General features: G+C 62.6%; 12 protein-coding genes. 6 read left to right on the forward strand and 6 right to left on the reverse strand.

What is annotated here, in order from left to right; genetic code table 11:
• Together IOC61_RS06990 and IOC61_RS06995 are read right to left on the reverse strand one after the other, a co-directional pair.
• Positions 1-1,293: aldehyde dehydrogenase family protein (locus IOC61_RS06990; RefSeq protein ID WP_195688144.1), on the reverse strand; the 1,293-nt coding region annotated here is incomplete at its 3' end.
• Positions 1,294-1,354: 61 nt separating this feature from the next.
• The gene (locus tag IOC61_RS06995) at positions 1,355-3,151 is read right to left on the reverse strand and encodes an NAD(P)/FAD-dependent oxidoreductase (RefSeq protein ID WP_195688145.1); all 1,797 of its coding nucleotides are present in this window, start codon (positions 3,149-3,151) and stop codon (positions 1,355-1,357) included.
• Positions 3,152-3,477: 326 nt separating this feature from the next.
• Here IOC61_RS06995 and IOC61_RS07000 point away from each other — a divergent pair, with 326 nt between their 5' ends.
• A complete protein-coding gene (locus IOC61_RS07000) occupies positions 3,478-5,496 on the forward strand; it encodes a sigma-54-dependent Fis family transcriptional regulator (protein WP_195688146.1) in 2,019 nt (672 codons plus the stop codon).
• A gap of 147 nt (positions 5,497-5,643) precedes the next feature.
• Here the strand turns inward: IOC61_RS07000 and IOC61_RS07005 are convergent, their stop codons facing one another.
• Complete coding sequence (locus IOC61_RS07005; protein ID WP_195688147.1) at positions 5,644-6,522, reverse strand: helix-turn-helix transcriptional regulator; 879 nt, start codon at positions 6,520-6,522, stop codon at positions 5,644-5,646.
• 112 nt (positions 6,523-6,634) lie between these two features.
• Between IOC61_RS07005 and IOC61_RS07010 the strand changes: the two genes are divergently transcribed.
• The 5 genes from IOC61_RS07010 (at position 6,635) to IOC61_RS07030 (ending at position 11,188) form a co-directional block, all read left to right on the forward strand.
• Positions 6,635-7,339 (forward strand): ABC transporter permease, encoded by a 705-nt coding sequence (locus IOC61_RS07010; protein WP_195688148.1) that lies wholly within the window; start codon positions 6,635-6,637, stop codon positions 7,337-7,339.
• Complete coding sequence (locus tag IOC61_RS07015) at positions 7,336-8,061, forward strand: energy-coupling factor ABC transporter ATP-binding protein (RefSeq protein WP_195688149.1); 726 nt, start codon at positions 7,336-7,338, stop codon at positions 8,059-8,061. Before IOC61_RS07010 ends, IOC61_RS07015 begins: the two co-directional genes overlap by 4 nt.
• 147 nt (positions 8,062-8,208) lie before the next feature.
• Complete coding sequence (locus tag IOC61_RS07020; protein ID WP_229333031.1) at positions 8,209-8,982, forward strand: substrate-binding domain-containing protein; 774 nt, start codon at positions 8,209-8,211, stop codon at positions 8,980-8,982.
• A gap of 131 nt (positions 8,983-9,113) precedes the next feature.
• Positions 9,114-9,788, forward strand: a complete 675-nt coding sequence (locus IOC61_RS07025; RefSeq protein WP_195688151.1) for a response regulator transcription factor — start codon at positions 9,114-9,116, stop codon at positions 9,786-9,788.
• Positions 9,785-11,188 (forward strand): sensor histidine kinase, encoded by a 1,404-nt coding sequence (locus IOC61_RS07030; RefSeq protein ID WP_195688152.1) that lies wholly within the window; start codon positions 9,785-9,787, stop codon positions 11,186-11,188. Before IOC61_RS07025 ends, IOC61_RS07030 begins: the two co-directional genes overlap by 4 nt.
• Here IOC61_RS07030 and IOC61_RS07035 read toward each other — a convergent pair.
• From IOC61_RS07035 to IOC61_RS07045, 3 genes are read right to left on the reverse strand one after another with little or no spacing between them, the layout of a single operon-like run.
• Positions 11,133-12,152 (reverse strand): AbrB family transcriptional regulator, encoded by a 1,020-nt coding sequence (locus IOC61_RS07035; protein WP_195688153.1) that lies wholly within the window; start codon positions 12,150-12,152, stop codon positions 11,133-11,135. The two genes, IOC61_RS07030 and IOC61_RS07035, sit on opposite strands and share 56 nt — an antisense overlap.
• A 3-nt stretch (positions 12,153-12,155) precedes the next feature.
• Entirely contained in the window at positions 12,156-13,664 is a 1,509-nt protein-coding gene (locus IOC61_RS07040) for a tripartite tricarboxylate transporter permease (protein WP_195688154.1), read from the reverse strand.
• Positions 13,665-13,676: 12 nt separating this feature from the next.
• Positions 13,677-14,132, reverse strand: a complete 456-nt coding sequence (locus tag IOC61_RS07045; protein ID WP_195688155.1) for a tripartite tricarboxylate transporter TctB family protein — start codon at positions 14,130-14,132, stop codon at positions 13,677-13,679.
• Positions 14,133-14,149 lie beyond the last annotated feature (17 nt).

Genomic DNA, 14,149 nt, shown 5'->3' on the forward strand with positions numbered 1-14,149 from the left:
GCCGAGGCCAAACTCGGTATCGTTGGCGATCGCCAGCGCCTCCTCCTCGTCCTTGAAGGTGGTCACCGCCACCACCGGCCCGAAGATCTCCTCCTGGAAGACGCGCATCTTGTTGTGGCCCTTGAGCAGCGTCGGCTCGATATAGAAGCCCTTGTCATAGGCCGGATCGAAGCTCGCCTTGTCACCGCCGGTGAGCACCTCCGCCCCCTCCTCCCGGGCGATATCCATATAGGACATGATCTTGTCGAACTGCTCCTGGGAGGCCTGGGCCCCCACCTGGACATCGGTATCCAGCGGGTTGCCGCGTTTGATCTGCACGACCTTCTCCATCACCTTGGCCATGAAGGCGTCGTACATGGACTCCTGGATCAAGGCGCGGGAGGGGCAGGTGCACACCTCACCCTGGTTGAAGAAGGCCAGCACCAGCCCCTCGGCGGCCTTGTCAATGAACGCCGGCTCGGCGTTCATGATGTCGGCGAAATAGATGTTCGGCGACTTGCCGCCCAGCTCCACGGTGGAGGGAATGATGTTTTCCGCGGCACACTTGAGGATATGCGCGCCTACCGGGGTCGAGCCGGTGAAGGCGATCTTGGCGATGCGCGGGCTTCCGGCAAGCGCCTGGCCCGCCTCGGCGCCATAACCGTTGACGATATTGACCACGCCCGGGGGCAGCAGGTCACCGATCACCTCCATCAGCTTGAGAATCGAGGCGGGCGTCTGCTCGGCGGGCTTGAGCACCACGCAGTTGCCCGCGGCCAGGGCCGGCGCCAGCTTCCAGACGGCCATCAGCAGCGGGAAGTTCCAGGGAATGATCTGCCCCACCACGCCCAGCGGCTCATGGAAGTGATAGGCCACGGTATTGGCGTCGATATCGGCGGCGCTGCCCTCCTGGGCACGGATGCAGCCGGCGAAGTAGCGGAAGTGATCGACGGCCAGCGGCAGGTCGGCGTTGAGGGTCTCGCGGACCGCCTTGCCGTTGTCCCAGGTCTCGGCGACCGCCAGCATCTCGATATTCTGCTCGATGCGATCGGCGATCCTGAGCAGCATGTTGGAGCGCTCCGCGGCCGAGGTCTTGCCCCAGGCCGGTGCCGCGGCATGCGCCGCATCCAGCGCCTTGTCGATATCCTCGGCGCCGGAGCGGGGAATCTCGCAGAATACCTCGCCGTTGACCGGGCTGACGTTGTCGAAGTACTGCCCCTTGACCGGCGGAACGAACTCGCCCCCGATATAGTTGCCATAGCGCGACTCGAAGGCGACGACCGCACCGGACTGGCCCGGGTTGGTATAAATCATGGTGAACTCCTTGATGACAATTGTTAGGCAGGCCGGCTCATTCCTGCCGGCCCATCGCGACTTAGGCGAGATGGTGAACGTCTTGCAAGCCGTACACTGGTGTAGCGATGCCTTCCATACGAGCCTTGAGCTGCAAGGCCAGATACTGGGAGTAGTGTCGAGACTGATGCAGGTTGCCGCCGTGGAACCATAGCGCTTCCTGCTGCGTCGGCTTCCACATATTCCGTAGCTCGCCTTCCCAGGGGCCTGGATCCTTGGTGGTATCGGAGCCCATTCCCCAACACTTGCCTACCTTGTCGGCCACCTCCTGCGAAATGATGCGAGCCGCCCAGCCATTCATGGAGCCGTAGCCAGTGGCATAGATGATCAGGTCGGCGGGCAACTCAGTTCCATCGGTGAGGGTTACTGAGCGCGGATTGATGTGCTCAATACTCACGCCGCTACGCAACTTGATCTCACCATCGGCGATCAAGTCGCAGGCCCCCACATCGATGTAATAGCCTGAGGCCCGCCGCAGATACTTGAGAAACAGTCCAGAGTCATCATCGCCGAAATCGAGCATAAACCCGGCATCTTCCAATCTCTTGTAGAATTCGGCATCGCGCTCTCGGATCTGGTTGAAGAGAGGACGCTGAAAGTCGGGTAGCAGCTTGTAGGGAATGGAAGCGAAGATCAGGTCGGCCTTGTCATGAGTGATCCCTTGGCGGACGGCCTCTTCGGAATAGAGTGGCCCAAGGGCAATCTCCATAAGAGAGTCAGATTTCACGACATGGGTGGAGGAGCGCTGCAGCATGGTGACATCGGCATCGTTTTCCCACAGCGCTGCGCATATATCGTGGGCTGAGTTGTTGGCCCCCACGACAACCACCTTCTTTCCGCGGTAAGCATCAGGTCCCGGATGCTGGCTCGAGTGTTGCTGTTCCCCCTCGAAGGTTTCGGCACCGGGAAATTGCGGCACGTTGGGCATGCCCGACATGCCAGTCGCCAGGACCAGCTGCTTGGGGCGAAGCGTGACACGCCCTCCATCTCGATTGACGTTTACCGTCCACTCGCCGCTAGTCTCATCATAACTGGCGCTCTCGCACACGGTAGAGCTCCAGTAGTTGAGTTCCATGACCTTGGTATACATCTCCAGCCAGTCGCCTACCTTGTCCTTGGGGGCGAAGACTGGCCAGTTGTCGGGAAAGGGAATATAGGGCATGTGGTCGTACCACACAGGGTCGTGTAGACACAGCGACTTGTAACGATTACGCCAGGCATCGCCGGGACGAGGGTGCTTATCGAGCACGATCGTAGGCACGTTCATCTGGCGCAGGCGAGCCGCCAGCCCAATGCCCCCCTGACCACCGCCGACGACAACGCAGTAAGGTTGCTCTCTGTAGCCAAGCGTCTCTTCCTCGCGCTCTCGAGCCTCAAGCCAGGTTTCACGAGTCTTGCTGGCCCCATGCTGGGCTCCCATGGGGCGACGCAGACCACTCGGTTCAGGATAATCCTTCAACTCCTTCATGGTGGTCAACAAAGTCCAACACTGGCCATGCTTGAATCGCACCAGGCCCTTACCACGCGCCACAGCGGTTTCGAAAGTGAACCATGCTTCGGTAACTCCGTCGGATTCAGTAGCTTCGCCGTCGATCTGCCAGTTCGTAGGGCGAATCTGATCGAGTGTGGCATTGAGCATGGACTGAATGGCGTCCTTGCCTTCCAGCGTCTTGAGATTCCAGGTAAAGGCGACCAGGTCGCGCCAGTAGCACTCCTCGCCGAACAGGGTCAGAACGCTTGTGATATCCCGCTGTTCAAGCGCGTTCTCGAAATCAGCGAGCCAAAGCTGCACTTCCTGGGTAGGCGTTTGTGTCGTCATCGTTGTTCTCCGTCTTGTTCGTAGGTGACACGCCCAGTCCAAAGCAGGAAGTGTGCCAATTCCGGCCGCCCAGCCGAAAATACCGCTATCCAACTGATAGTATTATAAATAATATTAAAAGAAGCAGCGTGAAGTGATGTGCGAAATGGATACGGATGAAACACCTGTCATGTAACGGGAGAAACGGCGCGTTACACCTGTAATGCTCGACGAAGGGTGGAGGTGCAACCGATTGACTCCCTGCGCGGTCGGCATAGGCTGAACGGGTGACTGCCACACAACAACAAGAGCTGCTGGAATTACAGCGGGGGTACGGAGAGGCAGCAATGCAACTACGTAACGAACAACGCCAGCATATTCATACTTTAACCCGGCTCGCCGAGGATCAAATGAGTGGTCTGGACACATACCGAGATGTGATCCGGCGCTCCTGGGAGCGCTGTATGGGCGAGTATCGTCTCGACCCAACTCGCCCACGCTCGGTGCGCGTCTTGACCCAGCAAGCCCTAAAGGAGCATCGCGAGCCGGTAGACGAGCTCTTGCACGTCGCTCGTGCCGGTGTCGATCAGCTCTTCGCACAGGTGGCCCCATTGGGCTATGTGCTGCTGCTTGCCGACCAGCGTGGCATTACCGTGGACTTCCGAGGTCAACGAGACCAGGAGGCGGACCTGCGCCGAGCCGGCCTCCATCTCGGGCTCGACTGGGGTGAACGTCATGCGGGCACCTGTGCCGTAGGCACATGCCTACATGAGGCGCGCGCCATTACCTGTCATCAGAACGATCATTTTGATGCTACGCATATCGATCTAACCTGCACAGCAGCGCCAATAACCGACCCCCAGGGGAATGTCATCGCGGTGCTGGATATCTCAGCCCTCCGCTCGCCACGCGCTTCGGAAAGTCAGAATTTCTGTCTGCCCATGGTCACCCTCTACGCACGGATGATCGAAGATGCCTACTTCCTGCATCGCTACCGCGACAGCCTCATTCTGCGTTTCGATGTCACCCGCGCGTTCGTTCACCTCAACGGCAAGGGGCTGATCGCCATCGAAGAGGACGGAAGCATCATTGCCGCCAATGGCGAGGGGCGCGCCCTGATCGAGGCGCATTTTCGGCGCTGGCCACCATGGTCAGCGGACCACCTGCCGACCGCTAATCAGCTGTTCGACTGTGAAGTCAGCGACCTGCTGGGTATACCTTCTTCAAGTGAGGATCAGATCCGCGCGTTTCGTGTGCGCGCCAGCGAAGCGATCTGCTTCATCACACTGATGGAACCTCGTGGGCCACGCGTCTATCAGCGCACCCTGCCCCCCACCCCCACACCGGTTCCGGCATTGGACCGCCTCGCCTCAGACGACCCTGCCATGCACCGGCTAATCAAGCTGGCACGCCGACTGCGTAACGAGATGGTGAATGTACTGATCACCGGAGAAACGGGGACCGGCAAGGAAGTCCTGGCGCGCGCCTTGCACGACAGCGGCTCGCGCGCCGAAGGGCCTTTCGTGGCAGTCAACTGCGCAGCGATACCGGAGTCATTGATCGAAAGTGAGCTGTTTGGCTACTTGCCCGGGGCCTTTACCGGCGGGCGTAGCAAGGGCATGCGCGGGCTGATTCAACAGGCCGATGGTGGCACGCTGTTCCTGGATGAGATCGGCGACATGCCGCTGACACTGCAGACCCGTCTGTTGCGCGTGCTAGCCGAGAGTGAAGTCATGCCGTTGGGCGCCGAGAAGGCTGTACGCGTCGATATTCGTGTCATCACTGCCACCCACCGTGCCATGCATGAGTTGATCGCCCACGGTCAATTCCGCGAGGACCTGTACTATCGCCTGAACGGCGCACAGCTGCGTCTTCCAGCACTCCGCGAGCGGGCCGACAAGCATTTCATTATCAGGAGTATCTACGGATCATTGGTGGCCGAACGGCAGTGCGACGTGCGTCTTCGCGCCGACGCGATGAGTGCCTTGCTGGCCTACGCCTGGCCAGGCAATATCCGACAGCTGAAGAATGCACTGAGCTTTGCTCTGGCCACGGCAGAGGGTGAGGAGATCACCGTCCACGACCTGCCCGAGGAGTGCCGGGGTAGAGTGGCGAATGCTTCCCAGGTCATCGAGTCGCCCCCACAGTCTGATGTCTGCGAGAGTGGCCAAGCCTTGCACACCTTATTACAGGAGACCGGCTGGAACATCAGCGATGTGGCGCGCCGCCTGGGTGTCTCGCGCCCTACCGTATATCGACGCATGCGCCGGCATGCACTGGTGCCACCCAACCGGCGCAGTATCGACGAAACGACTGACATGGAGGAGTCTGACAAATATCACCTGGCCCCGAGATCCAAGGCCTGAAGCTCCACCTTCTTCAGACCCCAAAATACCCCCAGGCCGCATAGCCGGCCTCGGCGAACCTCGAGTGGCATCAAAGGCGCAGGCCCCAATCTGAGTAATTAAAGCCACTTGGCTATATTGCAACAGCTGGCGTCGTCCCCATCTCACTCAAGCATTATGGACCACCCTGCCCAGCTCGCCGATGTCGTAGCCGCCCAGCGCCTCGGCACGCTCGACGAAACGCGGCTCTTGCGCGAACGACAGTAACCGCTGAATCGGCGATTCGAAGTAGCTGCGCCGCCGCATCGCCAGGTCGAAGTGCTCCCGGTGCAGCGGCAGAAAGGTCAGCCCCTGGCGCCTCGCCGCCGCCTCCACCCCGAGTCCCGCATCCGCCTCACCCTGGCGTATCGCCAGGGCGAGATCATCTTCCGAGAGCGAAGGGTGCTCTGAGAACCGTAGTCGTGAGGCCTCCACGCCCGCCCGGTCCAGTAGCCAGGTCAGCAGCCGCCCCGCCCCGGCGTCCGGCTGGCGATGGGCGACCCGCACCTCGGGCCGCACCAGGTCGGTCAGACGACGAATGCCCAGCGGGTTGCCCGGCGCCAGCAATAACCCCTGACGCCGGCTCGCCCAGCGCACCATCACCAGATCGCGCATGCCCCCCATCCCGAGGGCCTCGGGACGGTTGTACTCCCCACTCGTCGCATCCAGCAGATGCAACCCGGCAAGCATCACCCGCCCCTCCATCAGGCGCCGGACACCATCCCCGCTGCCCTGACACAGTAGCGCCAGCTGGGAGCCGCTCTCCCGCACCGCCCACTCCAGCAGCGGGTCCTGGCTACCGGCCAGCACCACGGGCACCGGTCGTGCCGAGGATTGATCGCCCTCCAGATGGTTCATCAGCCATAGGTCGATGCTGTGGCGAGGAAACAGCAACTTGCCCGTCACCCGCACACAGGGGATGGCCTGTTGGCGTACCAGGTCATAGACCTTGCGCTCCTTGAGGCGCAGGTAGTCCGCGACCTCAGCAGTGGTCAAGTAGGTCTGCATGCCCGTTCTCCACTTGAGCTGCATATAACTGCTTCAGAATGTTCTATTTACACTACTGCATGCATCTTGATACTGGAACGCACAAGATGCCAGTCAACCAACGGAGACCTGCATGTCCAGCGACGCCAGCGCCCTGACCACCGCTCTCAGCCTGATCCTCGGCTTCGACCCCACGCTGATGGAGATCGTGGCCCTGTCATTGAGGGTATCGCTGGTTGCCGTGCTGCTGGCCGCCGTGATCGGGCTGCCGCTTGGCGCCGCCCTGGCACTATGGCGCTTTCCAGGCCGTGGCGCCCTGGTGGTGGCGCTGAATGCCCTGATGGGCCTGCCGCCGGTCGTGGCGGGTCTCTGCGTCTATCTTTTGCTCTCCCGTGCCGGGCCCCTCGGGGAGTTGGGGCTGTTGTTCACGCCAGGCGCCATGGTGGTGGCCCAGGTCATTCTGGTATTGCCGATCATCGCCGCCCTGGCCCGCCAGCAGGTGGAGGAGTTGCACCAGGAGTATCACGAACAGCTCACCTCCCTGGGGCTGTCGCGGCTACGCATGATCCCTACCCTGCTGTGGGATGCCCGCCTGGGCCTGGTCACGGTGATCCTGGCCGGCTTCGGGCGCGCCAGTGCCGAGGTGGGCGCGGTGATGATCGTGGGGGGCAATATCGATGGCGTTACCCGGGTAATGACCACCGCCATCGTGCTGGAGACCAGCAAGGGCAACCTGGCGCTGGCGCTGGGTCTGGGCATCGTACTGTTGGGGCTGGTGGCACTGGTCAATGCGGCAGCCTATTTGGTCGGCGAAACGGCCAGGAGGCGACTGGGATGAACGACCTGACGGCACGCTTTGTGACCGAGCCCCCCGCTCAGAGCCTGAAAGGCGTGAGCTTCACTCATCGCGGTCAGCGCCTTCTCGGCCCCGTGGACCTTCGCCTGACCGGGTGCAAGCGCACCCTGGTGATGGGGCCCAACGGCGCCGGCAAGAGCCTGTTGATGCGTCTGGCCCACGGCCTGTTGCCCGCCACTCAGGGTCAGCTACGTTGGGAGGGGCGCACCCCGCGCCAGGCCATGGTCTTTCAGCGCCCGGTACTGCTGAAACGCTCGGCCCTGGCCAATCTGGTCTATGCCCTGGCGGTCAACGGCACCCCGCGCCGCCAGCGCAAGGCGCGCGCCCGCGAGGCACTGGCGCGCTTTGGCCTGAGTCACCTGGAACGGCGGCCGGCCCGCGTGCTCTCCGGCGGCGAGCAGCAGCGCCTGGCCCTGGCCCGCGCCTGGCTGCTCGACCCCGAGGTGCTGTTTCTCGACGAACCCACCTCCGCTCTCGACCCCGCCGCCATCCTGGCAGTGGAGAGCGCCGTGCAGGAATTCCACGCTCGGGGTGTCCGCATTCTTATGAGCAGCCATGACCTTCATCAGGCTCGTCGCCTGGCCGATGAGGTGCTGTTTCTCAACGCGGGGCGTCTGATCGAACACACCGATGCCGTCACCTTCTTCACGGCTCCCGCCTCAAACGAGGCGAGGGCCTTTATCCGTGGAGAGCTGGTGCTCTAGCCGGCCTCTCCGCACCAACCGGCAACCGCCATCGTCAACCGTCGTCAACAAGCCACAACAACGACTCTCAGCAACAAAACTCATCAGCAACACAAGGAAGCGACCATGCAATACAAGGCACGCATTGCTCTGACCGCCATCGGCCTGATGGGCCTCTCGCTGGCCGCCCAGGCCCAGGACGGAGAGAAGTACATCACCCTGGCCTCGACCACCTCGACGGAGAACTCGGGGCTTTTCGACGCCATTATCCCGCAGTTCACCGATAAGACCGGTATCGAGGTCCGTGTCGTCGCCGTGGGCACCGGTCAGGCCTTCGAGATAGCGCGGCGCGGTGACGCCGACAGCCTGCTGGTGCACGACACCGCCGGTGAGAAGCAGTTTGTCGAAGAGGGCTACGGCACCGAGCGGGCCGACGTGATGTACAACGACTTCGTGCTGATGGGTCCCGAAGACGACCCGGCCGGTATCGCCGATGCCGAGACCGTGGCAGAGGCGATGCGGCTGATCGCCGAGGCCGAGGCGCCCTTTGCCTCCCGCGGCGATGACAGCGGCACCAACCGCGCCGAGCTTCGTCTGTGGGACGCCGCCGGGGTCGAGCCGGGTGGCGACTGGTATCGCGAACTGGGCAGCGGCATGGGCCCGACTCTCAATACCGCCGCCGGCATGGATGCCTATGTGATGAGCGACCGTGCCACCTGGGTCGCCTTCGAAAACCCCCAGAACCTCGAGTTGCTGTTTGCCGGTGATGAAGCGCTCTTCAACCAGTACGGCAGCCTCCTGATTTCAAAGGAGCGCCACCCCCACCTCAAGCACGACCTGGCCGAGCAGTGGCATGAGTGGCTACTCTCCGAGGAGGGGCAAAGCGCGATCGGCGATTTCGACGTCAACGGCCAGCAACTGTTCTTCCCCAATGCCGACTAACCTCCTGCCGACTAGCCTCCTACGGCGGCGCCCTCCCGGGCGCCGCATGTGCCTACCGATAACGACGCAGGACCCGAGCCGCCCTATCGCGATACAATGCCTTTTCGACAGCTCATGAGACGGGACGGCACGTGAAAGCGCTGGTAGTCGAAGACAACCCCAACCTGGCCAACTCCATCGCCACCTTTCTCAGCGAGGCGGGCTTCCAGGTGGAGACCTGCGACGATGGCCAAGCCGCAGAACAGTGGCTGCGCCATTTCTCATTCGACCTGATCCTGCTCGACCTGGGCCTGCCCAACCTGGATGGCATCCATGTGCTACGCCGGCTACGCGCTCGCCATGACAAGACACCCGTCCTGATCATCTCGGCCAGAGATGATCTCGACCAGAGGGTGCTGGGCCTCGAGGAAGGGGCCGACGACTATCTGGGCAAGCCCTTCTCTCTCGTGGAAGTAGTGGCCCGCTCGAAAGCCCTGGTGCGCCGCGCCAAGCAGTTTGGCGAAAAGAACCTCCAGTGCGGTGGACTGGAGCTACCGCCGAACAGCCCAGCCGTCCTGGTCGACGGCAAGGAAGTGGCATTGCATCGGCGCGAGCGTGAGGTACTCGAGTACCTGCTGATCAATCAAGGGCGACTGGTGAGCAAGGCACAGATCATCGACCGACTCTCCGATCTTGATGATGCGATCACCCATAGTGCCGTGGAGACCTATATTTCCCGGCTTCGCAAGAAGTTAGGCAGTGCCGCTCAGCTGCGAACCGTGCGCGGCCTCGGCTACCTCCTCGACGCCGGTGAGCCCCGACCATGACCTCCATCAGCGCTCGTCTGCTGCTCTGGATTGGTCTGCCGTTTACGTTGGTCAGTATCCTCACGATTGTTACCAGCCAGGTGGTGCTCTCTCGCCAGATCAACGAAACCTTCGATGCGATGTTGCTGAATGCCGCCGAACGACTGGAGCGGCGCATCCACTCGGTGGATGGCGAGCTACGCATCAATATGCACTACTTCAGCATCAGCACCCTGGGAAGTCGCGGCGAGGGCAAGATCTTCTACCGCATTCGCGACAATGCAGGGAACATGCTGGCCGGCTTCGAAGGCCTGGCGCCGCCCCCGAACGAGGGTGAGATGCCGGTCTTCTACAACACCCGCTACGCTGGCAACGAATTGCGCGCCGTGGCCACCAGCTTTCCGGTAGTTCGCGCCACCCGGAGTGGTCAGATCGAGGTGATCGTCGCCGAGTCCACCGAGACACGGGCCGGCCTGATCAAGGATTTCCTGCTGACACTCTCGGTGCTCATGGCTGTGGGCGGCCTGCTTGCCGTGAGCATCGCCCTGCTGGCCATTCATCAGGGCCTGGCTCCCTTGCGCGCCATCAGTCGCTCCCTACGCAGGCGCTCTCCCAATGACCTGGCCCCTGTCGAGGCAACGGTACCGCGGGAAGTCGCCACCCTGGTGGCCAGTATCAATGGATTGATGGAGCGAATGCGCCAGAGCATCCGCAATACCCAGCAGTTCAATGCCGATGTCTCCCATCAGTTGCGCACTCCGGTCTCGGAGATTCGTGCCTTGGCGGAGGTATCCACAATGCAATGCGATGACCCGTCATTGCGCCGCTCGCTGAAAGAGATCGGGCGCATCGCCGAGGACGCCGGCTACACGGTGCAGCAGCTGCTGACTCTGGCCAAGACCCGCCACGAGTTGGTGGACACCCAGGCTCTGACACCGGTACTCCTCGGCGAGGTATGCCGGGAGGCCTGTGCCGAGGCGGCCGCACGGATCTACCAGGGCGGCCAGGAGCTGGAGTTTATCGAGGAGCAGACCGGCGAGGTGCTTGCCGACCCGGTACGACTACGCTGGCTGGTGGAGAACCTGATCGAGAATGCCAGCCAGCATGCGGGGGGAAAGACGCCCTATCGGGGCACCATCCGGGTGCGTGTTTTCCAGCAGGATGCAACGCCGACGCTGAGCGTCGCGGATGATGGCGTCGGCGTGGCCGCCGACGACCTGCCTCACCTTACCGAGCGATTCTACCGCGCCAGCCCATCGACTCCCGGCAGCGGCCTGGGCCTGGCCATCGTCGACGAGGTAGCCCGCGCCCACGGCGCCCATCTCCAATTCTCCAGCCCGACAGGCGAAGGACTCACCGTGAGCGTCACCTTTCCACCACGGAGCGGCGCCGACGTAGCCATGCGATCAGCGGAGGAGTGAGCAGAATCAGCAACAGCAGGCGCAGCACATGGTGGCTGACCACATACACCGGGTCGATCTTCAGCGCCACGGCGATCACGGTCATTTCGCCGACGCCGCCGGGCAATAGTGCCAGCAGTATCGCCGCGAAAGGGAGCTCCGTCAGGCTCGACACTCCCCAGGCCGTAATCAGGGCCATCAACACCGCGTAGGCCCCGAACGCCAGTCCATAACGCCCTACCTGAAGCAGCTGCGACCAGTCAGTACCCGAGAAACGCGAGCCTATCGAGCAGCCTAGCGTCAGAAAGGTCAGGATCAGCAACGGATCCGGCAAGAGTAGCCCATGGCCAAGGCTCGCCATGGCCGCGCCCACGGCGATGGGCCCCAGGAACTCGGGGATCGGCAGACGCAGCTGTCGCCCCAGCCAGGCACAGGCGGGAGCCAGCGCTAGCAGGTAGAGATCTGCCCAGTGGAGGCCACTGCCCTCTCCCAGAACCACCCCGCCAGCAAGATGGCTGGTCAGCAGGGCGGCGGATGCCACCACCATCACCAGGCGGATGGCATGGGTGATGGCGATCCAGCGTGTATCGGCGCCGAGACGGTCGGCGAGGATAACGGCCCCGTTCATGCTGCCTGGAAAGGCGCAGAACAGTGCGCTGAGCCGACTCATGCCGCTACGTGTGAAGAGCCAGCGACCGCCCAGCAGCACGAGCCCCATGTAGCCGAGCATGGCCAGCACGCTGGGGTACCACTCCAGCAGATGGGACAGCTCGCTCAGGTCGATGCGATTGCCGATAAACAGGCCGAGCATGGCGATGGCGCCGCGATGCAGACGCGGGTCGATACCCGCACGCGCTCCGGCCAGGGAAGCCGCCAGCACCAGGAACAGCGGCCCCAGCATCCACGCCAGGGGCAAGGCGGCCAGGGTGGCCAGGCCGCCTCCCAGGCCGCCGATCAGCAGCGTCACCAGGGTGCGTTCGAGCACGGCTCAGGCACTCGCGGCCTGCTTGCGTCCCCTGACCAGGCCCAGCAAGCGCTTGCCGAACAACGACACCAGCAGCAGCGCCAGGATAAGCAGGGTCACCGGGCGCTCCAGCACATAACTCAGATCACCACCGCTGATCTGGTAGGAGTGCAGCAGGGACTTCTCCGCCATGGCCCCCAGCAGCATGCCGATCACCGCCGCCGGCACCGAATAGCCGTAGTGGCGAAAGATCCAGCCGACCACCGCGAACACCAGTACCGTTACCGGCCCGGTCATGTTGCCGGTGAGCCCGAAGGAGCCCATCACCGCCAGCACCAGCACCGAAGGGATCAGGTAGCGCATCGGCACCTTGATGATATTGGCCAGCAGCGGGATGAACAGCAGCCCGATGACGAGCAGCAGGAACACCTGAGCGAAGTTGGCGAAGATGATGGCATAGACCACATCGGTCTGCTGGCGGATAAACTGCGGACCGCCGGTGATGTTATGCATGGCGAAGGCCGCCAGCATCACCGCCGTGGCCCCGCCACCGGGAATGCCCAGGGCCAGCAGAGTGGCCATGGAGCCCGCCTCAGAAGTGCTGTTGGCCGACTCCGAGGCCACCACGCCCTTGGGGTTGCCCTTGCCGAAGGAGTCCGGGTCCTCGTCGCGGCGCTGGGTCTCCACGTAGGAGAGCAGGTTGGAGACAGAGGAGCCTACCCCGGGCACCGCCCCCACGAAGACCCCGATCAGGCCACCGCGGATCATCACCCAGGGGTAGCGAACGGCCAGCTTGAAGCCCTCGAAGATTCCCGAGACCTTGACCTTCCGGGAAGCCTTGGATTCGACGATAAAGTCCTTGTTGGCCAGCTTGAACAGCTCGGAGGCGGCGAACATGCCCATCATGGCCGGAATCACCGGCACCCCGTCGAGCAGGTAGGTCTGTCCCATGGTGCCCCGCGCCATGCCCAGCTCGTTGAAGCCGATCGTACCGATCAGCAGGCCCACGAAGCCGGCCATCAACCCCTTGAGCACCTGCTCGCCCTTCAGGCTGGCGATCAGCGTCATGCCCCACAGGATCACCGCGAACATCTCCGCAGGCCCCAGCTTGAGCACCATCAGGGACAGCGGCTGGATCATCACGAAGAGAATCAGATAGCCCATCAGCGTACCGAGCACGGACGACACCAGGGCAATCCCAAGTGCCTGGTTGTGCTTGCCCTGGCGCGACATGGGGTAGCCGTCGAAGGCGGTGGCGATGGCCGAGGAGGTGCCGGGAATATTCATCAGGATCGCCGGGATGCCACTACCGAATGAGCCCCCAGTAAAGATGGCGGTCAGGAACAGCATCGCCTGGACGAAATCCATGTACAGGGTCATGGGAAGGAAGATCGCCATGGCCATGGAGATCTGCAGCCCCGGGGTGGCGCCGAAGATCAGCCCGATAACGATACCGGGCAGCACCACCATCCAGGGGGAAAAGCTCGAGAAGAGCAGGGCCAGTCCCTGCTCGACGGCGACAAAATCGATCATGGTGTGACTCCCTTAGCCCGGAAGGATCAGCATATGCATGGGATAGGGCAGCATCTGCGAGAAGAAGAGTGCCACGCCGAAGCCGAAGGCCAGGCTATAGCCGCCCAGCAGTGGCCAGTTACGTTCGCCCTTGAGGACCAGGAAGGCCGCGATAAACAGCACCGTGGCCACATCGAACCCCAGGCTCTGCAGCGACAGCACATAGACGGCGAACAGCCCCACTACCGGCAGGGTATGGTGCAGCGGCTCACCCTCGCTCTCCTCGCGGACCAGCAGGGTGCCCTTCTTCAGGCGCACTCCTACCTCCAGGGCCACGATGGCCAGCACCACCAGGGAGAGAGGCAGGATCAGCAACAGGTTCTGGATGGCCGAGGAGACCCGGATGGCATCCAGCAGATACCAAAGGGTAAAAGCTGCCAGGGCCATGAGGACGAGCAGGTCCCCATAGTCGCGCTTGTTGGTGGACATGAGAAAACTCCAGGCAC

The sequence above is a fragment of the Halomonas sp. KAO genome, from assembly GCF_015595025.1.
GTDB lineage: Bacteria > Pseudomonadota > Gammaproteobacteria > Pseudomonadales > Halomonadaceae > Halomonas.